Origin of the sequence: Serratia sp. 4542 (assembly GCF_016805595.1) — a bacterium.
Classification (GTDB): domain Bacteria; phylum Pseudomonadota; class Gammaproteobacteria; order Enterobacterales; family Enterobacteriaceae; genus Serratia; species Serratia nevei.
Map to the genome: position 1 here is coordinate 35,174 of NZ_RXKV01000021.1, position 21,443 is coordinate 56,616.

Sequence of the window (21,443 nt, forward strand, 5' to 3'; positions counted from 1 at the left end):
GCCATGAAAAACCTTACGTTAGCGCAACGCCTCACGCTGATCTTCGCGCTGCTGATCGTCATCGGCTGCGCCTTTTCCGGCTGGATGCAGGTGCGCAGCAGCACCCAGTACAGCCAGGCGGTGATCCAGCGCCTGTCCGGCAACCTGGCGCAGCATATCGCCGACAGCAACCCGCTGCTGGGGGTGAACGGGCCGGATCCGCAGGCGGTGCATACCCTGTTCGATCAGCTGATGGCGGTGAATCCCAGCGTTGAGGTTTACCTGCTCGACAAACAGGGCGCGATTATCGGCAACGCCGCGCCGGCCGGGCATCTGAAGCGGCAGCGGGTCGCGTTGCCGCCGCTGCAGGCGCTGCTCGGTGGCGCGCCGATGCCGGTGTATGGCGACGATCCGCGCAGCGTGGACGGGCGTAAGGTGTTCAGCGTCGCGCCGCTTAAGGTCGATGGCCGGATCGAAGGCTATCTGTACGTGGTGCTGCTCGGCGAAGAGTACACGGCGCTGGCCAGCAACGCCCAGTTCAACTCGGCGGTCAGGATGGCGCTGTGGACCTCCGGGCTGATGGTGCTGTTCAGCCTGCTGGCCGGCGGCTTCGCGTTTTATTGGGTAACGCGCCCTATCCGTCGCCTGACCCGGCAGGTCAGCGCGCTGGACAGCGGCGGCATCGAGGCGGTGCAGGCCTACGCGGCGCTGCCGGCGGTACGGGCCGGGCGCGACGAAGTCAGCCAGCTGCAGCAGGCCTTCCACCGCATGGCGCAGCGCCTTGCCGAACAGTGGCAAACGCTGGCGCAGCAGGATCGGCTGCGGCGTGAGTTCATCGCCAACGTCTCGCACGATCTGCGCACCCCGCTCACCTCGCTGCACGGCTATCTGGAGACGCTGTCGGTCAAGGCCGCCACCCTGAGCGAAGCCGATCGGCGGCGCTATCTGGAGATCGCGCTGGCGCAGAGCCGCAAAGTGGGCAAACTGGCGCAGGAGCTGTTCGAGCTGGCGCGGCTGGAGTACGGCGTAGTGAAACCGCAGAAAGAGCCTTTTTCCCTCAGCGAGCTGTTGCAGGACGTGTTCCAAAAGTTCGAGCTGGCGGCGGAGGCGCGCAACCAGCGGCTGCATGCCGACATTCCCCCCGGCATTCCGCCGGTGTTCGCCGATCTCAGCATGATTGAGCGGGTGCTGACCAACCTGTTGGACAACGCCATTCGCCATACGCCGCCCGGCGGCGACATCGGCGTGCGGCTGTGGCGGCAGGACGATCGGGTGATGGTGCAGGTCAGCGACAGCGGCCCCGGCATTCCGCAGACGCTGCGCGCCGATCTGTTCGTGCGCCCGTCTGTCCTGAGCGGCGCCCGGCGCCCTTCCGGCGGACTGGGCCTGATGATCGTGCGGCGCATTCTGCAGCTGCACGACAGCGATATTCAGCTGATCGAACAAGCGCAAAGCGGCGCCTGCTTCCGCTTTGCCATTCCGCCGCGTTAATCGAGGCAGCTGCGATCGACGCTGATAAATTTGTCGTTATAGATAATGAATTTCTGCCCCTTCAGCCGAATACCGGCATGGGTCAGCGTATCGCCGGGGCGCAGGTATTCGGTGACGCCCTCTTCATCCGTGCTGTTGCAGCCCGGCTTGAGCAGGAACTTGAAGTAGGTGTTGCCGGTGTTGGTGAGCGTACCGCGCTGGGTATCGAGCCGATAGGCAAAGTTTACCTGACGCGGACGCACCACCAGAATGGTGTCCATCACCACGATCGGCTCCAGGTTGACGCCGGCGCCCCGACGCGGCCCCGGCTCGAACAGTCGGGTCGGCACTTCGCGAAATGACACCCGGTAATAACGCTCGCGATTATCCTGCGGCCCGCGGTAGAAAAACTTATAGTACTCCGCCTGTCCGGCCTGCAGCGTCAGCTGGCGCGGCGCGAACAGCAGCTCGCCGTCCGCCGGCCGGCTGCGCACCTCGCGCTCTCCCGGCCGATCGATGGCGCGAATGCTCACCTGATACAGGCGCGCACTGCGGTTGTTATTCAACACCCGCTTGGCGGTGAATGAGCGATCCTGATCCATGGCAAACGTCAGGGTACCGACATTGATCGCGGCGGTGGTAAAGGGGAAGGACAAACACAGCAACCCTATCAGCACAAGTTTCACGCCCTGCCCTCAATTGATGTTGCGCCAGGTGGCTTCGACATGAATTTCACCGGCGGCGCTGACGTCGCCATACCAACCGTTGCCGTCGACGGTTCTCAGCGAGATCGGATTGTTCATCGGAATGCTAAAGGTCACGCGGGTCTTGTTCAGCACCCCCACTTCACCGGAGATATCATTCCACGGCGTGCTGCTCCAGAGCGCATTGGTCATGTCGTGCCACTGGCCATCGCAGCCGGCGGCGAAGCTCTGCTGACCGTTGGTGCTGGTGGTGATGCCGAGGGTGGCGGGGAACGGCACCTGGGTAGTGTTATCCGCAGAAGAAAAGAGGCAATAGTTCACCCCGTTGATCGCCTGAGTCGGCCCGGTCGCCATCACCCTCACCTGATCGGCGGCGGTTTTGCCGCTGGTGGTCACGAAGTAGCCGAACTCCAGCGCCGGCTCCGCCGGACCGACATAGCCTTCACGGTGTGGGTTGTTGTCGTAATCATCGGAAATAATGCTGATGCTGAAATCGCGCGGCTTGATAATCAGCTGGTTTGAAGTGGAAAACTCATACCATCCCGACTCCGGCGAGGTGGTGTTCTGAAAACGGAAATTGATCAGATCGCGGGTGCCGCTGTCGGAAATCCCCAGCGCGACCATCTGTTTGAAGAAGTTACTGGAGAAGAACACATAGACGGCGTTGCTGCTCTTCAGCTCGTTAAACGTATAGTAGCTGCCGGTGCCCGACGTGTTTTTCCAGGTGTTGCCGTTCAGACTGAACTGCAGATCGGCGGCGTTCACCGCTGAGGACAGCGCCGCATGGTTAATCGCCGGGAAAATATGAATCGAGGTATTGCTCACGCTGCCGTCGGTCTGCAAATCGTAGCTGACCATCTTGCACATGATGCCAGAGCGGGCGCCAATGGTCTGGTTCTTGCAATCGGCGTTGCCCTCGCCGATGATCGGCACCCCATCGCTGTTGACGAACACCTCCGATACGGCGTTGGTATTGATAAAGCGCAGGTGGGCCGCCTTGCTGTGCGTGACGGTGCGCTTGTACCAGCTGCCGCTGGCCTGATCCCGACAGCGGCCGCCGGCCGTGGCGTCGTAAGCCACCGACGTTTGGCAGCCGTTGATCTGCATGCTGAAAGCTTCGCCCGCCGCCATCTGCTTCAGATACTGATAGAAGCTCGGCGACATCATGCCGTGCATCCATTTTGCGCCGCCGGGCGTAACCACGGCGCCGTAAAATCCCTTTTCGTCGGTGGTCTGCGGCAGAATCAAGCTGGTATCCATATTGCAACCGGCATACCAGTTGATGCAGCGCAAGCCGAGGAACGGATTCTTTATTGGCGCATTTTCCAGCCACATGTCATAGCGCCAGTTGGCATTCAGCCCCGTGTTGTAACCATTATCCACGTACCCCAGGCTCTGCTGATAGACAGTGCCGGAACCGCCGTATTTCAGCCCGGTCCACTTATTGGCGCCGGTCATGCGCGGATCCAGCCCGCCGGCCGGCGTGACGAAAAAGTTGTCGTCGGCGTTGTTCTCCACGAAGACAAATTTCATGACCGCCGCATCCGGCCAGTTGGTCTGGCTGACCGCCGCCTGCAGCGCGGGGGCGACCAGCGCCAACAACAACAGCGCAACGTTAGCTCTCATGGTCAGACTCCCCGGATGACATATTGCCTGCATAGGTTTTCAGCCCGGTGCAGATCACGTCGCCGACCCACACGGCGCCTTGCGCCTTGCTGAGATCCAAATCCACTTCGCATGTCTGATTGCCGCCGTGGGTAAAATCGATAACCGGGAATTTCTTGTCGACGTCCATGATAAATTCGCCTTTCTCATCGGTGCGGGTGCGGCCGATATGGTTCTTGATATAGGCGTTGGCCAGCAGCGTGCCGTCCTCCGCTTTGATGCGGCCAAACACCGTCACCATCTGTTTTATCTCCGGCGAGATCACCGCCACGTTGCCCGGATACAGGGTGAGCTTGCTCTTGCGCCTGGTGACGATGTCGAAGCTCTCCGCCGAGTTTTTGTTGTTCATCAGCTCAACGTCGTACTGACCGTAAGGCGACAAAGGCAGGTAATTCTTATTGCCGCTCAGCTTCACCATCCGGCCGTCAACCCGTGCGGTCAGCAGGCCGTCGTTTTCAATGCCGGTATTGAAGATAATCCCGGCGTTGCCTTCGTTGCGGCCGCTGATGGCAATATCACGCCCTTGCCAACCCATGCTGCCGCTCGCGGTCAGGCTGCTGTTAACGTAGCCGTCGGCGGAGCTGCTGACGTTGAGCGTGCCGGCCGAATACTTGGTGTCGAAGCGCGCATAGCCACCACCGTTGAAGCGATTGTCGCCGCGGGTATCACCGGAAATCGCCCGCGACAGGTTGGCGCCCAGGGTGCGGATCGGCCCGTCCTTGATGTCCTTGCGCGCCGCCAGGTTGGCGGTGGTGTAACCGTTTTGATTGGAAACGCCGGCGCTGAGCCAGTTGCCCATCGGCAGTGAAAAATCGAGCGCGATGTACTTGCCGGTATTGGCGTTGCTGCTGCCGTTGTTGTAGCGTTGCACGCCCGCCCGGACGCCCAGCGTGCCGAAGCGGCCGGTAAAGATGTTCTGGTAATAGTCGGCGTTGTAATAGTGACTGTCGTTCTTCTTATCGTCGTTGTAGCTGGCGCTCAGGGTGCCCAGCGGAGACCACAGCGCCCCCAGATTAAGGCTGCCGCCAACGGCGCGGTTATAGGCGTCATTTTGCAACAGACGATCGCCAATCTGCGTTTTCTCCTGATTGATCCATACGCTGCTGAAGCCGCCGGGCAACGCGGCGCTGACGCTGTTGACCAGGCTCCAGGAGCGATCGGAGGCCGCCATGTTTTGCAGGTTGATCTGAATCGACTCGGTCACCGGCAGGCTGACGCGGCTCTCGCCGACGGCGTTGCCGTCAAACGAATACCCCGACAGCGCCCAATTAAGCGTTTGCAGATTGCCGCTAGCCGAAGCGCCAAGCAAATAAGAGTCCTTTGCCGGGCGATGGCGTTCCCGTTCGCCGCGCCAGTCGTCCATGCGCAGCATCCCGCCCCAGAATTGCCAGGCCAGCGGCGCATTGGCGCCGCGATTGGGGCTGAACAATTTATTCACTCGCTGCATGCGTTTATCGACCACTTTGCCGTTGACCACGACCTCCACCTCTACGTCATAGATACCGTAGGGCAAACTGCCGGTGTCCACTTCATGGTTGCCCATCGTGAAGTTTTGTACGCTGAGCAGCCGCCCGTCGCGCGACAGATGCACCTCGCCGGCCGAGGGGAAAAAAACCACGATCGGCGTCAGCGATTGGGAATTATCGAATACCGTCGAGTTGGCGCGGTTGCCGTAGGACAGGCCATAAATCTTGCTCGAGTTGATGGTCGTGACCGGCCCCAGCGACTGCAGGTTCCAGCTGTCCAGCATGCCGGCGGCGAAACGGCGGCCGGCGAAATCACGCTCGTACATTGCTTTGTACAGCGTGGCGTTTTCATCGCCGCTGCCGATACCGTAGATGGAACCGTTCAACTCCACGTGGTGTTCGCGCAACGCCGTGACGCTGTTGAGCGATAAATAACTGGAGGTATTGCCTTCGCTGGCGCGGGCCCGGTTATCGTAGACCCCGAGGTTATAATCCAGCGTGCTGCTTACGGCATCCACGCTGGACGCGCCGATGTCGCTGGAGCGGGCGCGCAGCACCGTCCCCAACGCGGATTCCTTCACTACCAGCTGCAGGTTGAGCTGCCGGAAATCCAGCGCCAGCCAGGCGTCGTCCGCGATCCGGATATGCTGCTGCCGATCGAATGGCGCATCCTGCAAAGCCTGCAGCTGGCCGGCAATCGCCGCCGTCAGCCGGGCGCCGTCGTCGTTATCCTCCAGCGTCACCCGACGAATCTTTAGCCTGTCCTGATCCAGGTAGAGAAAGGCATGGCCGATGCGGCTGTCGTCTTTGACGCCATCGCTCTTTTCATAATGCAACAACAGCGGAATACTCATCCCCTCGCGCAACGCCAGGCTGAAAGTGTGCGGGATCAGCACGCCGTTAATCTGCGTCAAACCGGCCGCCATCGCCATACGGCCAGGCAACAGCATCGGGAGCGCCAGCGCACCGGCAGCCAAAAGCGTTCTCAACAGCACAGCGTTCACATGCCACTCCTTGCGTGATTGTTTTGCATCCATCGTGGATAACGCGCGCATTACTTCACCGGGATAAACTGTTCGCCGTGCCACAGCGCGACGCGTCCTTTTTTATCGTTGACGTCAACCTTGCTGAAGGCGCGATCCTTCCCCGGCATCACAAAATAGTTTTCCTTGCAGTCGCTGCCGTCTTGCTTGTTCCTGCAATTGCCGTAGGCCACCACTTTGAACGTGGCGTTGCCGGTGTTTTTGATCCGTCCGTTGGCGAACTGATAGGCGAAGCGATCCTGCCGAGGCGCCACCACCAAAATGGTGCCGATGCGCGCCGACGTGGTGGCCACGGCATTACGCCGAGCCGAGTTTTGCCCCGCCTCGCTCAGCGCCTGATCGAACCAAACGATGCGGTAGTAACGCTCTTGGGCATCATTCGGCCCCTTGTAGTAAAAGCGGATCACATCGCTGGCGTTGGCCGGCAAGATCAGGCTGGCGGGCGACAGCAGCATTTCATCCCGACTGCTCATCGGGATCACCGTGCCGGAGGCCAGGGGACTGGAAATGCGTTCGATCTTGATGGTCACCAGCCGGCCGCTGTCGGTGGTGTTTTTGATTTCCTTGCTCAGGCGCGCGCTGTCGCCAGGCATGAAGGCGCTGATCTCACCCACATCGAGCGCCAAAGCCGGCCGCAGCAGCATTAACATCAGGGTGACGGCGAGAGAAAAGCGTGTCATTGCGGTATTCCACTGGCGTTGATGAGCGATAAATAGCAGGAGGTCTCCCCCCTGCCAGATGCAGATCGTTCGGGGGATTAGGAAGTCCAGGTCGCGTTGAATTCGACGCTGACGTCGCCGCTCCAGATACCTTCCGGCAGCGTGCTGAAATCCGTGACGGCGGTAGTGCCGTTTGACGTCGCGCCGATGATGCTGAAGGTGAACTGATCCTGCGCGCTGGTGCGGCCGGCCTGGTTGTAGGCATTGGACAGGGCGCTCAGATTGCCGCCCAAAATGCCGGCGGTGGTGTCGATCATGGTGGTTTCAGCCGTTTTCCCGACCACCGCACCGTTATAGTTCACCCCGACTTCCAGCGTAGAACCGGAAGTATCCAGCTGAGTCAGCGTATTGGAGACCAGTTTTGAGGTCAGTTTGAAAGCGGTGGCCGTGGTATCGCCTTCCACGGTGACGTCAAACAGGCCTTTCTGGCTGTTGAAACCCTTAATGCCTTCTGCATAGTTGAAGGCCAGGCTGCCAATCGGCGTCACAACCAGTTTGCTGGTGGTGTCTTTCTTGGCGGTCGCAGACCAGGTTGCCAGCGCCTGAGCGGTAACGTCGGCGGCTTGAGCAGTGCTGACCGCTGCAAAGGCGGAAACGATCGCCAGAGCCAGTGTCATTTTCTTCATGGTATAACTCCCTTCAATGTTGAATATGTTTTCTTTCTTTCGTCCATTCTCAGCCAGCCGTTTGCATCACTGCGTTTAGCCAGTCTGCTTGACGCCACAAGAATATCCCCGACCGATCAAAAAAGAATCATTAACTATTAAAGTTCAAATATTTAGATTTAAATCCCGTCGTTAATGTTTTAATCCCCATCAATCACATTAAAAAGCGGGTTAAGCCTTTGATGAAAGCACAATCACATTGTGGTTTAACCCCTGCAAGGCGGTGATTGTTTAACCACAAGTACGCTCTGTTCGCCCTTCCCATGGCCGTGCAAAATTTCAGCGCCGGCGTTGTTCGCTGAGGGAAAAGATTGATTGGATTTACACAGGGGGCAGCAGCCAATCCAGATCGGCCGCTGTAGAGAAAAAGGGGGCTTCTCGCCCTGTGTCAGGAAGGGTATCGGGTTCTCAGGGAAAGAATAAGCCGCATAAAGCCGGCCTGATTGAGGCCCAGTTTTCGCATAATATTCAGTTTATGGGAGCTTATGGTTTTGTAACTTCGCCGGGTCACGTTGGCGATGCTGCCTGGAGATGCACCGGCAACCATCATGGCCAAAACTCGCCATTCACTGTCAGATAATGCGGCTGCCGGATGCACCGAGCGGGCGCGAATATGCGGGGAACGATAGCCGGAGAACTCACCCGCAGCCGCAATGGCGTCACTCAGGCAATGCAATGGCTCCTCCTTTGCCACTATCGCTATGCGCGCATCCGCCGCCAACAACGCTAATATACCGGGGTGTTCTACCGCGGTGAAAATCACCAAGGGAATTTCCGGCCAAACATTTTTTGCCGTCAGAACGAACCGTAATACATCATACAAATATTCTCTCTGATGATATAACTCCATAATAAGCGCGCGAGGCTTTCCCTCTTTCAATACCCCCTCCAGCTCCCTCAAGGTGTCGATAAAATAGCTGTCACTTGATTGGGTAACGAGAAATGCTTCCATTCCTCTTCTCACTAAATAGCTGGGTTCAAAAAATAGCAGCGCATCACCGAAATCGGCTTTAACCATACATAATCACCATAATGAGGTAGAAAGCGGTAGAGAAAGGGAAATACCTCTCGTAAGCGCCACACGGCAACCCGCCAAATGAAAGTCGAACGTTCTATTTCAACACTGTAATATTTTTGTCATATCCACCGCCCTTCAATCGCGTTGGGCAGCGGCGATCAATGGTCAATTAATAAACTCAGCATTGTCGCTTTCCAATCCTGAACAGATCTCCATTTTATGTTCGCGCAAGATCTTGCAGCGCAGCAGGAATAAGCGGGAAATGCCGGAAATGTAAGCCCTGACCTGATTGCTGCGCACCACCAGCAAAAACTCATCGCCGCTGCATTCTCCCGTTTGGTGCGCGGCGTAAGCCAGAATGTCCCGATTCAGGCTGGCGTTGACCGTCGCCGAGGCATCAGGCAACGACATGAAAACCTTACAGTTGCCCGACTTTCCCAGGTAGCTCTCCTGCCGGGCCCCCGAGCCGCTGAAATAGGCCGTGACAGCAATAGCCATGAGGATCCCCCCCAGAACCATCGCGCTGAACATCAGCCACCCGCGGCGGGAATAACCAAGATGAGAAGAGGCCCCGTCGATGACGGTGTCGGACGCCAGATTGACCGTCGCTGCGGCCGCAGATCCCGGCACAGCCGCGGCAGGCTCCGCGTCGTGAATATCTTCCGCGTCCTCATACGACTCGATGGTAATCTCATCACGCAACATAAAGCCCACTTTAGGAACCGTAACAATGACCTCATCCTCGACGCCAAGGTTTTTAATCACCCGACGCAATTTGCTGACGCACTGATTAAGATTATTATTGCTGGACACCATGCCGTAATCGTCCCAGACCTTCTTGAATATCAGTTCACGCCCTACGGCCTCGCCATGGTGGGCAATCAACAGCAACAACAACCGTTTGGAAGGACTGGATATGGATATGGGATCGTCAGAAAAATCTGTTGGGCTAAGGGTTCTGGTGTCTGCGTCAAAGAGAATATGGTCATTAAATCTATATTTCATTTTATTCACATGTTTTCACTATAGCGATCATTTATAGTTTGGCGTCAAATGTTAATGAAATATTAAATAAATATTTAATCAGGTAATTCGCGAAAATACCCAAGCACAGGCAAGAAAAACCACTCAATTAACGCCACGAAATACGCTTTGTCACCTCACCATCGTTTATATAGGATTTTTCTTGCAAACCATAACCAAAGGTTAACCAATCACCTCATTCATTGATATATTGACGCGACAAAAACCACAAAGTTAGTTTTTTGTGTCGCAAATTATCAATTTTAAGGAAAATCATCTCAAAAAAAGACCGCAGAACTAAATTTTAATAAAAAAATAATAACACGTGAATGTTGAGCGTAATCACAGACCGCAGTCCATCCGCATTAGCCCGATGAATTAACGCGTTTGCCGCGTCGCAAATGTTAAATTTTGGGTTCAGCCAAGGCGGTGGGAAACAATAATGAAAGGAAAAACTTACGAATGGCGCCTGTCGCGTTTTCCGCAACAGGCGAAAACATTCGCGGTAGCTCATTGAACTGATGAGGGGAATATCAGGCTAAAGGTCAAGCAAGCAGAACCCCGGCCATCGGAACACTGCGCGCGAACTTCACCGCCGTGCAGCGTCATGATGGCGCGCACGATAGACAGCCCCAGCCCACTGGCATGATTGCCGGCGCTGCGCGCGGGATCGGCGCGATAGAAGCGATCGAACAGCTTTTCCAGCTGTGCCGGCGCGATCGGCGGCCCCTGATTGATAACCTGTACCCACCAGACATCGGCGCGCCGTTCAGCCCGCAGGACGATCCGGCTGTTCTCGTCGGCATAACGTACCGCGTTAGCCACCAGGTTGCTCAACGCGCGCTGGAACAGCATCGCGTCCGCCTTCAGCGTTCCCTCACCTGCGCAGCTCAGCGCGATGCCGCGTTCTTCCGCCAGCCCCTCGAAATAATCCGCCACCCGCCGCAGCTCCAGCGCCACATCCAGCCGACTGTAGTTCAGCGCAGACTGCGCCTCGCCGGCGCGCGCCAGGAACAGGATATTTTCCACCATGCGGGAAATGCGCTCCAGCTCATCCATATTGTTCGACAGCAGGGTTTCGTACTCCTCCACGCTGCGGGGCTGGTAAAGCGCCACCTGACACTGGCCCATCAACGCCCCTACCGGAGTGCGGATCTCATGGGCCAGATCGGCGGAAAACTGCGTCAGCCGCTGATAGCCTTCATTCAACCGATCGAGCATCGCATTGAACGAACGGGTCAGCTGCTGCAACTCCTTCGGCGCCCCCTGCTCGCTCAGGCGTGTCGACAGCGTATTGGGCGCAATCTGCGCCGCCTGCGCCGCCATGCGCCATAACGGCTTCAATCCTCGGCGCATGACCCCATACCCCAGGAGCGCAATCAGCAGGAAAGCCACCGCCACCGCCGCGACGATGCGCCACAGGTAGCGCGCCAGCATCTTCTGTTCGTTGACCATCACGTGCACAGCGGAGATCTGCAACAGGCTGCCGTCTTCCAGGCGCACCATCGCTGAAGCCGCGCGCAGCGGCACCCCCTGCGCCGTTTCCCCGCCGCGCACGGCGGCCAACGTCTGCGCCTGGCCGGCCGGCGTCGCCGCGATCGGCGGCAATGCCACCCCGGCCGGGTTCACGTTGATGAGCGGTTTTTGTCCCAGGATTTGGAAAATCAGCACGTCCTGTTCATTGCCCAGCATGTTTTCAAACAGGCCGTTATTGGCGGTCAGGCGCGCCAAAGGAAAGCGCTGCCCCAGCAAATGGCGGAAATACTCTACGCGCCCGGTCACCTGCAGATCGCTGCGCAGCGTCATTTCCTGGCGCATGGCGCTATACAGATACCCGCCTGTCCCGCTCACCACCAACGCGGCCACCAGCGCGAACAGCGTGGCGGTGCGCAGCGTCAGCGATACCGGCCGACGTGACGTGCGCCCGCTCACGAGCGTGGCTCGCAAACATAGCCGATGCCGCGCACGCTGTGGATCAGCTTGACGTCGAACGGCCGGTCTATTTTGGCGCGCAGGCGTTTGATGGCCACGTCAACCACATTGGTGTCGCTGTCAAAATTCATGTCCCACACCTGAGAGGCTATTTGCGTGCGCGACAGCACTTCGCCCTCGCGCCGCACCAGCAGATGCAGCAGCATGAACTCCTTGTTGGTCAACGGGATCACCTGATCCTGGCGCACCGCCCGGCGGCGCAGCACGTCCAGCTGCAGATCGGCGATGGCGTAATGATCGGCTTCGCGCGCCGGCCCGCGGCGCAGCAAGGTGCGCAAACGCAGCACCAGTTCGGTAAACGAAAACGGTTTAATCAGATAATCGTCCGCGCCCAGTTCCAGGCCGTGGATGCGATCCTGCACGCCGTCGCGGGCGGTGAGAAACAGAATCGGCACGTCGCTTTTCTTGCGCAGCACCTCGATAATCTGCCAGCCATCCAACCCCGGCAGCATCACATCGAGCACGATCGCATCGTAATCCTGCTCCAACGCGCGAAACAGCCCGTCGGTGCCGTTGCGCGCCAAATCGACGCCGTACCCCGCTTCCCCCAGCCCTTTCTTCAGGTAATCCCCTGTGCCGATATCGTCTTCAACTACCAGTATTCGCATGCTCGCCACCTCGTTACGTCTGCAAGAATACTAGCAGCTTCGGCGGACAAACTTGATGACATTAATGTCATCAAACGGCCATGGCGCTGACCCAATGGCTCAACCATGCTTAACCGACAAACTCATTTCAGGAGAACGTTATGATTACTCGTCATCGTATAGCCGGTTTACTGTTATCCACCTTGCTGCTGTCCAGCGGCCTGGCCGCCGCCGCCCAAACGCCGGGCAAAGTCATCGCGCCGCTGCGCGGTACCATCAGCCAGGTAGCCGACGGCAATCTGCAGTTGACCGATCGCAAAGGCGAGACACTCAGCGTCAAGCTGAACGATCAGACCAAAGTGCTCAGCGTGTCCAAAGCCACGCTGGACGACATCAAACCGGACAGCTTTATCGGCACCGCCGCCGTGCCGCAGCCGGACGGCACGCTCAAAGCGCTGGAGGTGCACGTATTCGCCGCCAGCCTGCGCGGCACCGGCGAAGGGCACTCGGCCTGGGAATCCGCCGACGGCAAAGTGGACACCATGACCAACGGCACCGTCGGCAAACTGGTGAAATCCAACGGCCGTACCCTGACCGTCACCTACGGCAACCAGCAGAAAACCGTCGTCGTGCCGGAAGATGTGCCGATCGTGACGCTGGATCCGGGCGATTTGAGCCTGCTGAAGCCGGGCGTGCACATCGTGCTGTTCTCCGCCGTCAACGATAAGGGCGAGCGCATCGCCACCCGCATTTCCGCCGGCAAAGACGGCACCGTGCCGCCGATGTAACCGGAGAAAACCATGAAAACCAACGCGTCGCGGCCGGTGCATCGCTGGCCGGTTCGAATCACTCATTGGATCAACCTGTTCGCCATGGTGTGCATGTTCATGAGCGGTTGGGAGATCTATAACGCCTCGCCGCTGTTCGATTTCCGCTTTCCGCCACAGATGACGCTGGGCGGTTGGCTGGGCGGCGCGATTGGTTGGCATTTGGCGGTGATGTGGCTGTTGGCGCTCAACGCCGTCTGCTATTTGCTGTGGAGCCTGTTCAGCGGCCATTTTCGCCGCGATCTGTTGCCGCTGCGCGTCGGCGCGCTGCGGCAGGATATCTGGCTGGCGTTGACGCTGCGCCTGCGCCACCGGCATGGCCACTACAACGCCATTCAAAAGCTGATGTACCTCGGCGTACTGGCGCTGGGCCTGTTGCTGGTGCTGTCCGGGCTGGCTATTTGGAAGCCGGTTCAGCTGCAGGGATTGGTCGCCCTGTTTGGCGGCTTCGATTTCGCGCGCTACGTGCATTTCTTCGCCATGACCGGTATTGGCCTGTTCGTGGCGATCCACGTCTTTATGGTGATCGTCGTGCCCAAAACGCTGTGGGCGATGATAACGGGTGGCAAACATGAATGAGAAAAAGCCGCGGGCAACCGCGCCAAAACTGGAACCGGACCAAAAAAAGCAGTTGGTCAATCTGCAGCGCCGCCTGATGCTGCGTTCCGGCCTGACGCTGGGTGGTATCGCCATGCTCACCGGTTGCAACCTGCAAGACGGCGATCGGGTGGATAAGGTGCTGTGGGCCATGTCGCGCTGGAACGACCGGGTGCAGGCCTGGCTGTTCAGCGGCCAGCGGCTGGCGCAAACTTACCGGCCCGATCAGATTACCCACCCTTTCCCCTTCAACGCGTTTTACCCGGAATACAACGTCCCCGAGATCGATCTCGCCGGCTACCGGCTTGAGGTCGCCGGGAAAGTGGAGAAAAAAGCCCCCTGGACGCTGGAACAGCTGCAGCGGCTGCCGCAGCAAAGCCAGATCACGCGTCTGATCTGCATTGAGGGCTGGAGCGCGATCGGCCAATGGGGCGGCGTGCCGCTACGTACCTTTCTGCAGCACGTCGGGGCGGATCTGAATGCCGGTTACGTCGGCTTCAAATGTGCCGATCGCTACTACTCCAGCCTCGACATGGCCACCGCGCTGCACCCGCAGACCATCCTGGCGCTGGATTTCGGCGGCAAGGCGCTGCCGGCGGACTATGGCTACCCGCTGCGGCTGCGGGTGCCAACCAAACTGGGGTTCAAAAACGCCAAACATATCGCCGCGATCTTCGTCAGCGACGTCAATCCGGGCGGGTATTGGGAAGATCAGGGCTACAACTGGTTCAGCGGCATTTAGTTTTGCGCGGCGCTGCGCATAAGCCTCATCGGCGGCTGGAGGATCTTCTCCGCCGCGGTTAATAATCTGTTCGTCACTACGGGGATAACTATAGGAAAAATAATAGTAAAAAGGATTTTATCATGGAGATTGATGTGAGGGAGATCAATGCACGACCTGTCACGGAATATAGGTACCGAATAACGGTTTTTAAAAAAGCCAGCAGCGTTGCTGCATATTACCTTGATTTTAAAAAAGCGACGTTAAGGATGCGTCAATGGCTTATTGGGGCTTATCCTGCCTCGGAAGTATTGGACAATGCTTACGTCATGGAACTGTACGATGTAAGGGCGTTGGAAACCCGCGCCGAAGTAACCAAATCCTTATTTGATACCTATACCAGGATGGCATACACCCGAGATGAACGAGAACAGCTATTCATTAATGGCATCGGCCAGGCGATCGTCACTTTTGTGGCGCAATACCAAGCGAGATTGCTTTTCAGCGTACCGCTCAGGCCAGCGTTAGCCAGAATTTATGACTCGCTCTTGAAAAAACATGCGCATCGCGTACATTATTTGTACAACCAAGGGCTTATTGAGGACGGATTATATGTCATCGAAATACCGCCTGTTAACGGCAGAATCCCACCCAACTCCTATGAGCATAAAGGAACGGCACCAAAGAGAAATGCAAACTTTCCACGAAGAATGGGCTGAACAAAGGCGCCGCGAATGGCGTGAACGCGGCGGTGCTGAAGCCAGTGAAGCGCCCGCCAGTGGCATCGATAGCGAACTTTCATCCTGATTCCGGTTCGTTCTTACTCTTCTTCCCCTGTCGTCAACAACGCAAGCCCCGCTTGCTCGATGGCTTCCCGCGCGGCGGCGGGCAGCCCCTCGTCGGTAATGACGGCGTCAAAGGCGGCGAACGGCAGCGCCAGGTAGGTCGCGATCTTGCCGTATTTCGAGGTGTCGCTGAGCAGAATGCAGCGGCGGCTGGCCTCGACGATGGCCTTCTTTACCATCACCTTGTCTTCGTTCGGCGTCGACAGGCCGCGCATGCTCCACGAAGAGGCGGAGATAAACGCCAGATCGATAAACAGACCGCGCAGCGCCTGCGCCGCCGCTTCGCCGACGCAGGAACGATTTTCCCGGCACACGGTGCCGCCGGTGTGGATGATTCTGCACTGGCTATGTTCAATCAGGAAGCCGGCGATGACAAAGTCGTTGGTCACCACCGTCAAATCTTCACGTTCTCCGATCTGTTTCGCCAGCGCCAGCGTGGTGGTGCCGGCATCCAGATAAATACAGCTGTTGGCGGGAATTTGCCGCGCCGCCAGCCGGCCGATGGCGATTTTCTGCCGGCTGAACATCCCCTCTTTAGCCTGGTGCGAAGGTTCGCTCGCCACCCGCTCGGGCGCCTGCACGCCGCCCGAGACCGACTGCACCGCGCCCTGTTCCTCCAGCTTTTGCACATCGCGGCGGATCGTCATGTGCGACACCCCCAGCCGTTCAGTCAGCTCGGCAATGCTGACGACGCCGCGTTCGGATACCAGCGCAAGAATTTGTTGATGGCGTTCTACAGGTATCACGGTTCCCTCTCGTTGCTGCGGTGATAATAATTGTGATTTTACGTCAATTTTCGTTCGCCGATAGCCCTAATTTTCACGGCGTGACGGCGCGCGCAGTGGCGCCAGACAAGCATAAACTTATTTAAAAACATAATAGTAATGTTGATACAGGCCAGAAACCGCACAAAAAACTCGTCTCACGCATTGTTAATTATTGTGATAACGATCGCGGATAAACGGCCGCCAAGCGCTTACATTTAACACAACAAAACAAATTATCACTAAAATTAACAGGAGTGCAGTATGACACACCCAGGGAAATATGCCGTCTGCATCATTGGGCTGGGCGCGATGGGCATGGGCGCGGCGCGCTCGTGCCTCCGCGCCGGATTGACCACCTACGGGGCGGACCTGAATCCGCAGGCGCTGGCGGCGCTGCAACAGGCCGGCGCGAAACAAACGTCTACCAGCGCGTGCGACTTCGCGGCCGAGCTGGACGCCGTGCTGCTGCTGGTGGTGAACGCCGCCCAAGTGAAGCAGATCCTGTTCGGCGAACAAGGCCTGGCGCCAAAGCTCAAGCCGGGCACCGCGGTGATGGTCTCTTCGACCATTTCCGCCGATGACGCCAAACAGATCGAGCAACGGCTGCTGGACTACGGGCTGCCGATGCTGGATGCGCCGGTTTCCGGCGGGGCGGCCAAGGCGGAGGAAGGCCAGATGACGGTGATGGCCGCCGGCGGCGACGCCACCTTCGATCGCCTGCAACCCGTGCTGGACGCCATCGCCGGCAAGGTGTACCGCATCGGCGAGACGATCGGCCTGGGCGCGACGGTAAAAATCATCCACCAACTGTTGGCTGGCGTGCACATCGCCGCCGGCGCGGAAGCCATGGCGCTGGCCGCCCGCGCCGGCATCCCTCTGGACGTGATGTACGACGTGGTCACCCACGCCGCCGGCAACTCCTGGATGTTCGAAAACCGCATGCGTCACGTGGTCGACGGCGACTATGCGCCCAAGTCGGCGGTGGATATCTTCGTCAAGGATCTGGGGCTGGTAGCGGATACCGCCAAGGCACTGCACTTCCCGCTGCCGCTGGCCTCCACCGCTTTCACCATGTTTACCGCCGCCAGCAACGCCGGTTACGGTAAAGAAGACGACAGTGCGGTGATCAAAATCTTTGCCGGCATCGACCTGCCGCAGAAAAAGGAGGCAATCTGATGCTGCTCGGCGTAATCGCAGATGACTTTACCGGCGCGACCGATATCGCCAGTTTTCTGGTGCAAAACGGCCTGCCGACGGTGCAGCTGAACGGCGTGCCGCAAGACGAAACGCAGGTAAACGCACAGGCGGCGGTCATTAGCCTGAAATCGCGCTCCTGCCCGGCAGAGCAGGCGGTCGAACAGTCGTTGCAGGCGCTGGCCTGGTTGCAAAAACAGGGCTGCCGTCAGTTCTACTTCAAATACTGCTCCACTTTCGACAGTACCGCACAAGGCAATATCGGCCCGGTGACCGACGCCCTGCTCGCCACGCTGGGGGAAAGTTTCACGGTTGTCTCACCGGCGCTGCCGGTAAACGGCCGCACGGTCTATCAGGGCCACTTGTTCGTCGGGGAACAGCTGCTGTCTGAATCCGGCATGCGTCATCACCCGGTCACACCGATGACCGAGAGCAACCTGCTGCGCCTGATGGAGTCCCAGGCCTCCGGGCGCTGCGGGCTGGTAACGGCGGCGGAAATGGATCGCGGCGCCGAGGCGGTCAGCGAGAAACTGCGGCAATTGGCGCAGGACGGCGTGCGCTACGCAGTGCTGGATACACTCAACGAACGGCATCTGCTCATCCAGGGTGAAGCGTTGAAAACGATGAAACTGGTGACCGGCGGTTCGGGCCTGGCGATCGGCCTGGCGCGGCAATGGGCGCAGAACGGCGAACGTTCGGCAGAGGCGGCCGGTGCGCCGCAGGGGGAAAAAGCGGCGGTGCTGTCGGGCTCGTGTTCTGTGATGACCAACCGGCAGGTGGCGCACTATCGCGAACGCGCTTCGACGCAGGCCATCGATATCGGCCGCTGCCTCGAGCCACAGGCGCGCGCCGCCTACGCCGCCGAGTTGGCGCATTGGGCGCAGCGCCACGCCGGGGAGGCGCTTGCCCCACTGATCTACGCCACCGCAGCGCCGGAAGCGCTGCAGCAAACGCAACGGCAGTACGGTAGCGCCGCCAGCGAGGCGGTGGAGGCGTTGTTCGCCGAGCTGGTGGTGCAGCTGTGCCAGTTGGGATTCAGCCGCTTTATTGTCGCCGGCGGCGAAACCTCCGGCGTGGTCACGCAGGCGCTGGGCATTCGCGGCTTCCATATCGGCCCCAGCATTTCCCCCGGCGTTCCCTGGGTGCGCGCCAACGACCGGGCCATTTCACTGGCATTGAAGTCAGGCAATTTTGGCGATGAAGCCTTCTTCACGCGCGCGCAAACGGAGTTTCCAGTATGACCATGACCATCGAGCAGCAGGCGCGAGAAGAGATGGTGCGCCTGGGCGCTTCGTTTTTCCAACGCGGTTACGCCACCGGCTCTGCCGGCAACCTCTCGCTGTTGCTGCCGGACGGCGCGCTGTTGGCGACGCCGACCGGCTCCTGTCTCGGCGAGCTGCAGGCCGATCGCCTGTCTAAAGTGAGCCTGAACGGCGACTGGCTCTCCGGCGACAAACCGTCGAAAGAGATCAGCTTTCACCGAGCGCTGTATCTGAACAATCCTGAATGCAAAGCGGTGGTGCACTTGCATTGCACCTACCTCACGGCGCTCTCTTGCCTGCAGGGGCTGGACGTCGACAACGCTATCAAACCGTTCACCCCCTATGTGGTGATGCGCGTCGGCAAGGTGCCGGTGGTGCCCTATTACCGCCCCGGCGACGAAAGGCTGGCGCAGGATCTGGCCCGCCTGGCGCCCACCCACCGCGCCTTTTTGCTGGCCAACCACGGGCCGGTGGTGACCGGTAAAGACCTGCGAGCGGCGGCAGACAATGCCGAAGAGATGGAAGATGCGGCGCGGCTGATCTTCACCCTCGGCGATCGTCTTATCCGCTATTTGACCGATGATGAAATTGCCGAATTACGGAGCTGAACCATGCCTAAATTTGCCGCCAATTTATCGATGATGTTTAACGAAGTGCCGTTCCTCGAGCGCTTCGCCGCCGCTGCCGCACAGGGCTTCAGCGCGGTGGAATTCCTGTTCCCTTACGACTATCCCGCCGAGCTGTTGGCCGAAAAGCTGCGCGAACACGGCCTGCAACAGGTGCTGTTCAACACCGCGCCCGGCGATGCCGCCGCCGGCGAATGGGGACTGGCGGCGCTGCCGGGCCGCGAGCAGGACGCGCGCGCCGATATCGACCGCGCGCTGACCTACGCCATCGCCCTTTCCTGCCCCTGCGTGCACCTGATGGCCGGCGTTGTGCCCGCAGGCGCGGATCGGCAACGTTATCTCGACACCTTTATCGCCAATGCGCGCTATGCCGCCGACGCCTTCGCCCCGCACGGCGTCAAGGTGCTGCTCGAAGCGCTCAGCCCGCCGGTCAAGCCCGATTACCTGTTTGCCAGTCAACACCAAGTGGCGGAAACCGTGGCGGCGATCGAGAGACCGAACGTGTTTATTCAGTTCGACTTTTTCCACGCGCAGTTAGTGGACGGCAATATCAGCGGGTTGCTGGAGACGCTGGCCGGACGCTACGCGCATATCCAGATAGCCTCAGTGCCGGATCGCCATGAGCCGGACGAGGGCGAACTGAATTATCCATGGCTGTTCGACAGGCTGGATGCGCTCGGCTATCCGGGTTGGATAGGTTGCGAATACCGGCCGCGCGGCGACACCGCCGCCGGGCTCGGGTGGCTGAAGCCTTACCGCTAACGCTGCCGCCAACACCAGGAAATCGATTTTATAACAATGAAACGCTCCCGTATCGCCACGCGGCGATCGCGGTGCCCAACGCTTACCCAACGAAAGGCTTTTTTCATGTCTACCTCTCTGCTGTTGCTGATTGCCGTACTCGGCGTGGTGCTGCTGTTATTGATGGTCATCAAGGCGAAGGTGCAGCCCTTCGTCGCGCTGTTGGTGGTCAGTCTGCTGGTGGCGTTGGCCAGCGGCATTCCGACCGGCGAAGTGATGAAAGTGATGACCGCCGGGATGGGCGGCGTACTTGGTTCGGTGACCATCATCATCGGTCTGGGCGCGATGCTTGGCCGCATGATCGAACACTCGGGCGGCGCCGAGTCGCTGGCGCAACGCTTCAGTCAGGGGCTGGGGCCGAAACATACCGTCGCCGCACTGACACTCGCCGCATTCATTCTCGGCGTTCCGGTGTTCTTCGACGTCGGGTTTATCATTCTGGCGCCGATTATCTATGGCTTCGCCAAGGTCGCCAAAGTGTCTCCGCTGAAGTTCGGCCTGCCGATGGCCGGCGTGATGTTGACGGTACACGTCGCGCTGCCGCCGCACCCCGGCCCGGTCGCCGCCGCCGGTTTGCTCAACGCCGACATCGGTTGGCTGACCATCATCGGCCTCGCAATCTGTATTCCGGTCGGCGCGATCGGCTATTTCGCCGCCAACTACCTCAACCGCAAAACCTATCCGTTATCGATAGAGGTGCTGGAACAACTGCAGCTGGCGGCGCCGGAGCCGCGTCCGGAAGGGCAAGCGCCGCTCAGCGATCGCATCAACCCGCCCGGCGCCGGCCTGGTGGCGGCGCTAATCGTCATCCCAATCGCCATCATCATGCTCGGTACCGTCTCCGCTACGCTGTTGCCGGCCGGCTCGGCGCTGCGCGATACGCTGTCGCTGCTGGGCTCACCGGCGGTGGCGCTGATGATCGCCCTGCTGCTGGCCTTCTATTTCCTGGCGCTGCGCCGCGGCTGGAGCCTGCAGCACGCCAGCGACGTGATGGGCGCCGCGCTGCCGACCGCCGCAGTGGTGATCCTGGTGACCGGCGCGGGCGGCGTGTTCGGCAAGGTGCTGGTGGAATCCGGCGTCGGCAAAGCGCTGGCAGAAGTATTGACGGCCATCGGCCTGCCGCTGGTGCCCGCCGCCTTTATCATTTCGCTGGCACTTCGCGCTTCGCAGGGGTCCGCCACCGTGGCGATCCTGACCACCGGCGGCCTGTTGTCGGAAGCGGTCAGCGGCTTAAATCAGCTACAGTTGGTGCTGGTGACGCTGGCGACCTGTTTCGGCGGACTGGGTCTTTCCCACGTCAACGACTCCGGTTTTTGGATCGTCACGCGCTATCTGGGGCTGTCAGTGGCCGATGGCCTGAAGACCTGGACGGTGCTGACCACCTTGCTCGGCCTGAGCGGCTTTCTGTTCACCTGGCTGTTGTGGCTGGCGGTGTGATTTCTCTGGCATACTGAACGCCGTTGTTTTTCATC

At 59.3% G+C, this 21,443-nt stretch carries 20 protein-coding genes; 10 read left to right on the forward strand and 10 right to left on the reverse strand.

Going from position 1 to position 21,443, the window contains the following annotated elements:
* The first annotated feature begins 3 nt into the window (after positions 1-3).
* Positions 4-1,470, forward strand: a complete 1,467-nt coding sequence (locus EKL15_RS23945; RefSeq protein ID WP_060421310.1) for an ATP-binding protein — start codon at positions 4-6, stop codon at positions 1,468-1,470.
* Here the strand turns inward: EKL15_RS23945 and EKL15_RS23950 are convergent.
* From EKL15_RS23950 to EKL15_RS23990, 9 genes are all read right to left on the reverse strand, one after another.
* Positions 1,467-2,135 (reverse strand): fimbria/pilus periplasmic chaperone, encoded by a 669-nt coding sequence (locus EKL15_RS23950; protein ID WP_100396877.1) that lies wholly within the window; start codon positions 2,133-2,135, stop codon positions 1,467-1,469. The two genes, EKL15_RS23945 and EKL15_RS23950, sit on opposite strands and share 4 nt — an antisense overlap.
* Positions 2,136-2,144: 9 nt before the next feature.
* Positions 2,145-3,779, reverse strand: a complete 1,635-nt coding sequence (locus tag EKL15_RS23955) for a hypothetical protein (RefSeq protein WP_087762186.1) — start codon at positions 3,777-3,779, stop codon at positions 2,145-2,147.
* A complete protein-coding gene (locus EKL15_RS23960; protein ID WP_225529066.1) occupies positions 3,769-6,234 on the reverse strand; it encodes a CS1-pili formation C-terminal domain-containing protein in 2,466 nt (821 codons plus the stop codon). Before EKL15_RS23960 ends, EKL15_RS23955 begins: the two co-directional genes overlap by 11 nt.
* Before the next feature lie 104 nt (positions 6,235-6,338).
* Complete coding sequence (locus EKL15_RS23965; protein WP_038880871.1) at positions 6,339-7,007, reverse strand: hypothetical protein; 669 nt, start codon at positions 7,005-7,007, stop codon at positions 6,339-6,341.
* Positions 7,008-7,084: 77 nt separating this feature from the next.
* On the reverse strand, positions 7,085-7,672 hold the full coding sequence (locus EKL15_RS23970) for a common pilus major fimbrillin subunit EcpA (protein WP_004939148.1): 588 nt from the start codon (positions 7,670-7,672) through the stop codon (positions 7,085-7,087).
* Between the two features lie 427 nt (positions 7,673-8,099).
* A complete protein-coding gene (locus tag EKL15_RS23975) occupies positions 8,100-8,729 on the reverse strand; it encodes a LuxR C-terminal-related transcriptional regulator (RefSeq protein WP_060421299.1) in 630 nt (209 codons plus the stop codon).
* 165 nt (positions 8,730-8,894) lie between these two features.
* On the reverse strand, positions 8,895-9,734 hold the full coding sequence (locus EKL15_RS23980; RefSeq protein WP_100396875.1) for a winged helix-turn-helix domain-containing protein: 840 nt from the start codon (positions 9,732-9,734) through the stop codon (positions 8,895-8,897).
* A gap of 528 nt (positions 9,735-10,262) precedes the next feature.
* Positions 10,263-11,684 carry a heavy metal sensor histidine kinase gene (locus EKL15_RS23985; RefSeq protein WP_203090498.1) on the reverse strand — a complete coding sequence of 474 codons (1,422 nt, stop codon included), beginning with the start codon at positions 11,682-11,684 and terminating at the stop codon, positions 10,263-10,265.
* Complete coding sequence (locus EKL15_RS23990; RefSeq protein WP_033650568.1) at positions 11,681-12,352, reverse strand: heavy metal response regulator transcription factor; 672 nt, start codon at positions 12,350-12,352, stop codon at positions 11,681-11,683. The genes EKL15_RS23985 and EKL15_RS23990 overlap by 4 nt, the downstream gene beginning before the upstream one ends.
* Positions 12,353-12,492: 140 nt before the next feature.
* Here EKL15_RS23990 and EKL15_RS23995 point away from each other — a divergent pair, with 140 nt between their 5' ends.
* The 4 genes from EKL15_RS23995 (at position 12,493) to EKL15_RS24010 (ending at position 15,195) form a co-directional block, all read left to right on the forward strand.
* Positions 12,493-13,119, forward strand: a complete 627-nt coding sequence (locus tag EKL15_RS23995) for a hypothetical protein (protein WP_060421289.1) — start codon at positions 12,493-12,495, stop codon at positions 13,117-13,119.
* A gap of 12 nt (positions 13,120-13,131) precedes the next feature.
* The gene (locus EKL15_RS24000; protein ID WP_060421286.1) at positions 13,132-13,737 is read left to right on the forward strand and encodes a cytochrome b/b6 domain-containing protein; all 606 of its coding nucleotides are present in this window, start codon (positions 13,132-13,134) and stop codon (positions 13,735-13,737) included.
* Complete coding sequence (locus EKL15_RS24005; protein ID WP_004939173.1) at positions 13,730-14,497, forward strand: molybdopterin-dependent oxidoreductase; 768 nt, start codon at positions 13,730-13,732, stop codon at positions 14,495-14,497. The genes EKL15_RS24000 and EKL15_RS24005 overlap by 8 nt, the downstream gene beginning before the upstream one ends.
* A gap of 122 nt (positions 14,498-14,619) precedes the next feature.
* Entirely contained in the window at positions 14,620-15,195 is a 576-nt protein-coding gene (locus tag EKL15_RS24010) for a hypothetical protein (RefSeq protein ID WP_100396873.1), read from the forward strand.
* Between the two features lie 101 nt (positions 15,196-15,296).
* Here the strand turns inward: EKL15_RS24010 and ygbI are convergent, their stop codons facing one another.
* On the reverse strand, positions 15,297-16,067 hold the full coding sequence (ygbI, locus tag EKL15_RS24015) for a DNA-binding transcriptional repressor YgbI (protein ID WP_100396872.1): 771 nt from the start codon (positions 16,065-16,067) through the stop codon (positions 15,297-15,299).
* A gap of 282 nt (positions 16,068-16,349) precedes the next feature.
* On the opposite strand from ygbI, the gene ltnD reads away from it, so the two are divergent.
* The 5 genes from ltnD to EKL15_RS24040 all read left to right on the forward strand — a co-directional run bounded on the left by ltnD (position 16,350) and on the right by EKL15_RS24040 (position 21,408).
* Positions 16,350-17,264, forward strand: a complete 915-nt coding sequence (gene ltnD, locus EKL15_RS24020) for an L-threonate dehydrogenase (RefSeq protein ID WP_084826576.1) — start codon at positions 16,350-16,352, stop codon at positions 17,262-17,264.
* Positions 17,264-18,523 carry a 3-oxo-tetronate kinase gene (gene otnK / locus EKL15_RS24025; protein ID WP_100396871.1) on the forward strand — a complete coding sequence of 420 codons (1,260 nt, stop codon included), beginning with the start codon at positions 17,264-17,266 and terminating at the stop codon, positions 18,521-18,523. The genes ltnD and otnK overlap by 1 nt, the downstream gene beginning before the upstream one ends.
* Positions 18,520-19,152 (forward strand): aldolase, encoded by a 633-nt coding sequence (locus EKL15_RS24030; RefSeq protein WP_369804002.1) that lies wholly within the window; start codon positions 18,520-18,522, stop codon positions 19,150-19,152. The genes otnK and EKL15_RS24030 overlap by 4 nt, the downstream gene beginning before the upstream one ends.
* A gap of 3 nt (positions 19,153-19,155) precedes the next feature.
* A complete protein-coding gene (gene otnI, locus EKL15_RS24035) occupies positions 19,156-19,932 on the forward strand; it encodes a 2-oxo-tetronate isomerase (RefSeq protein WP_100396870.1) in 777 nt (258 codons plus the stop codon).
* Between the two features lie 105 nt (positions 19,933-20,037).
* Positions 20,038-21,408 (forward strand): GntP family transporter, encoded by a 1,371-nt coding sequence (locus tag EKL15_RS24040; RefSeq protein WP_060440398.1) that lies wholly within the window; start codon positions 20,038-20,040, stop codon positions 21,406-21,408.
* Positions 21,409-21,443: the final 35 nt, after the last annotated feature.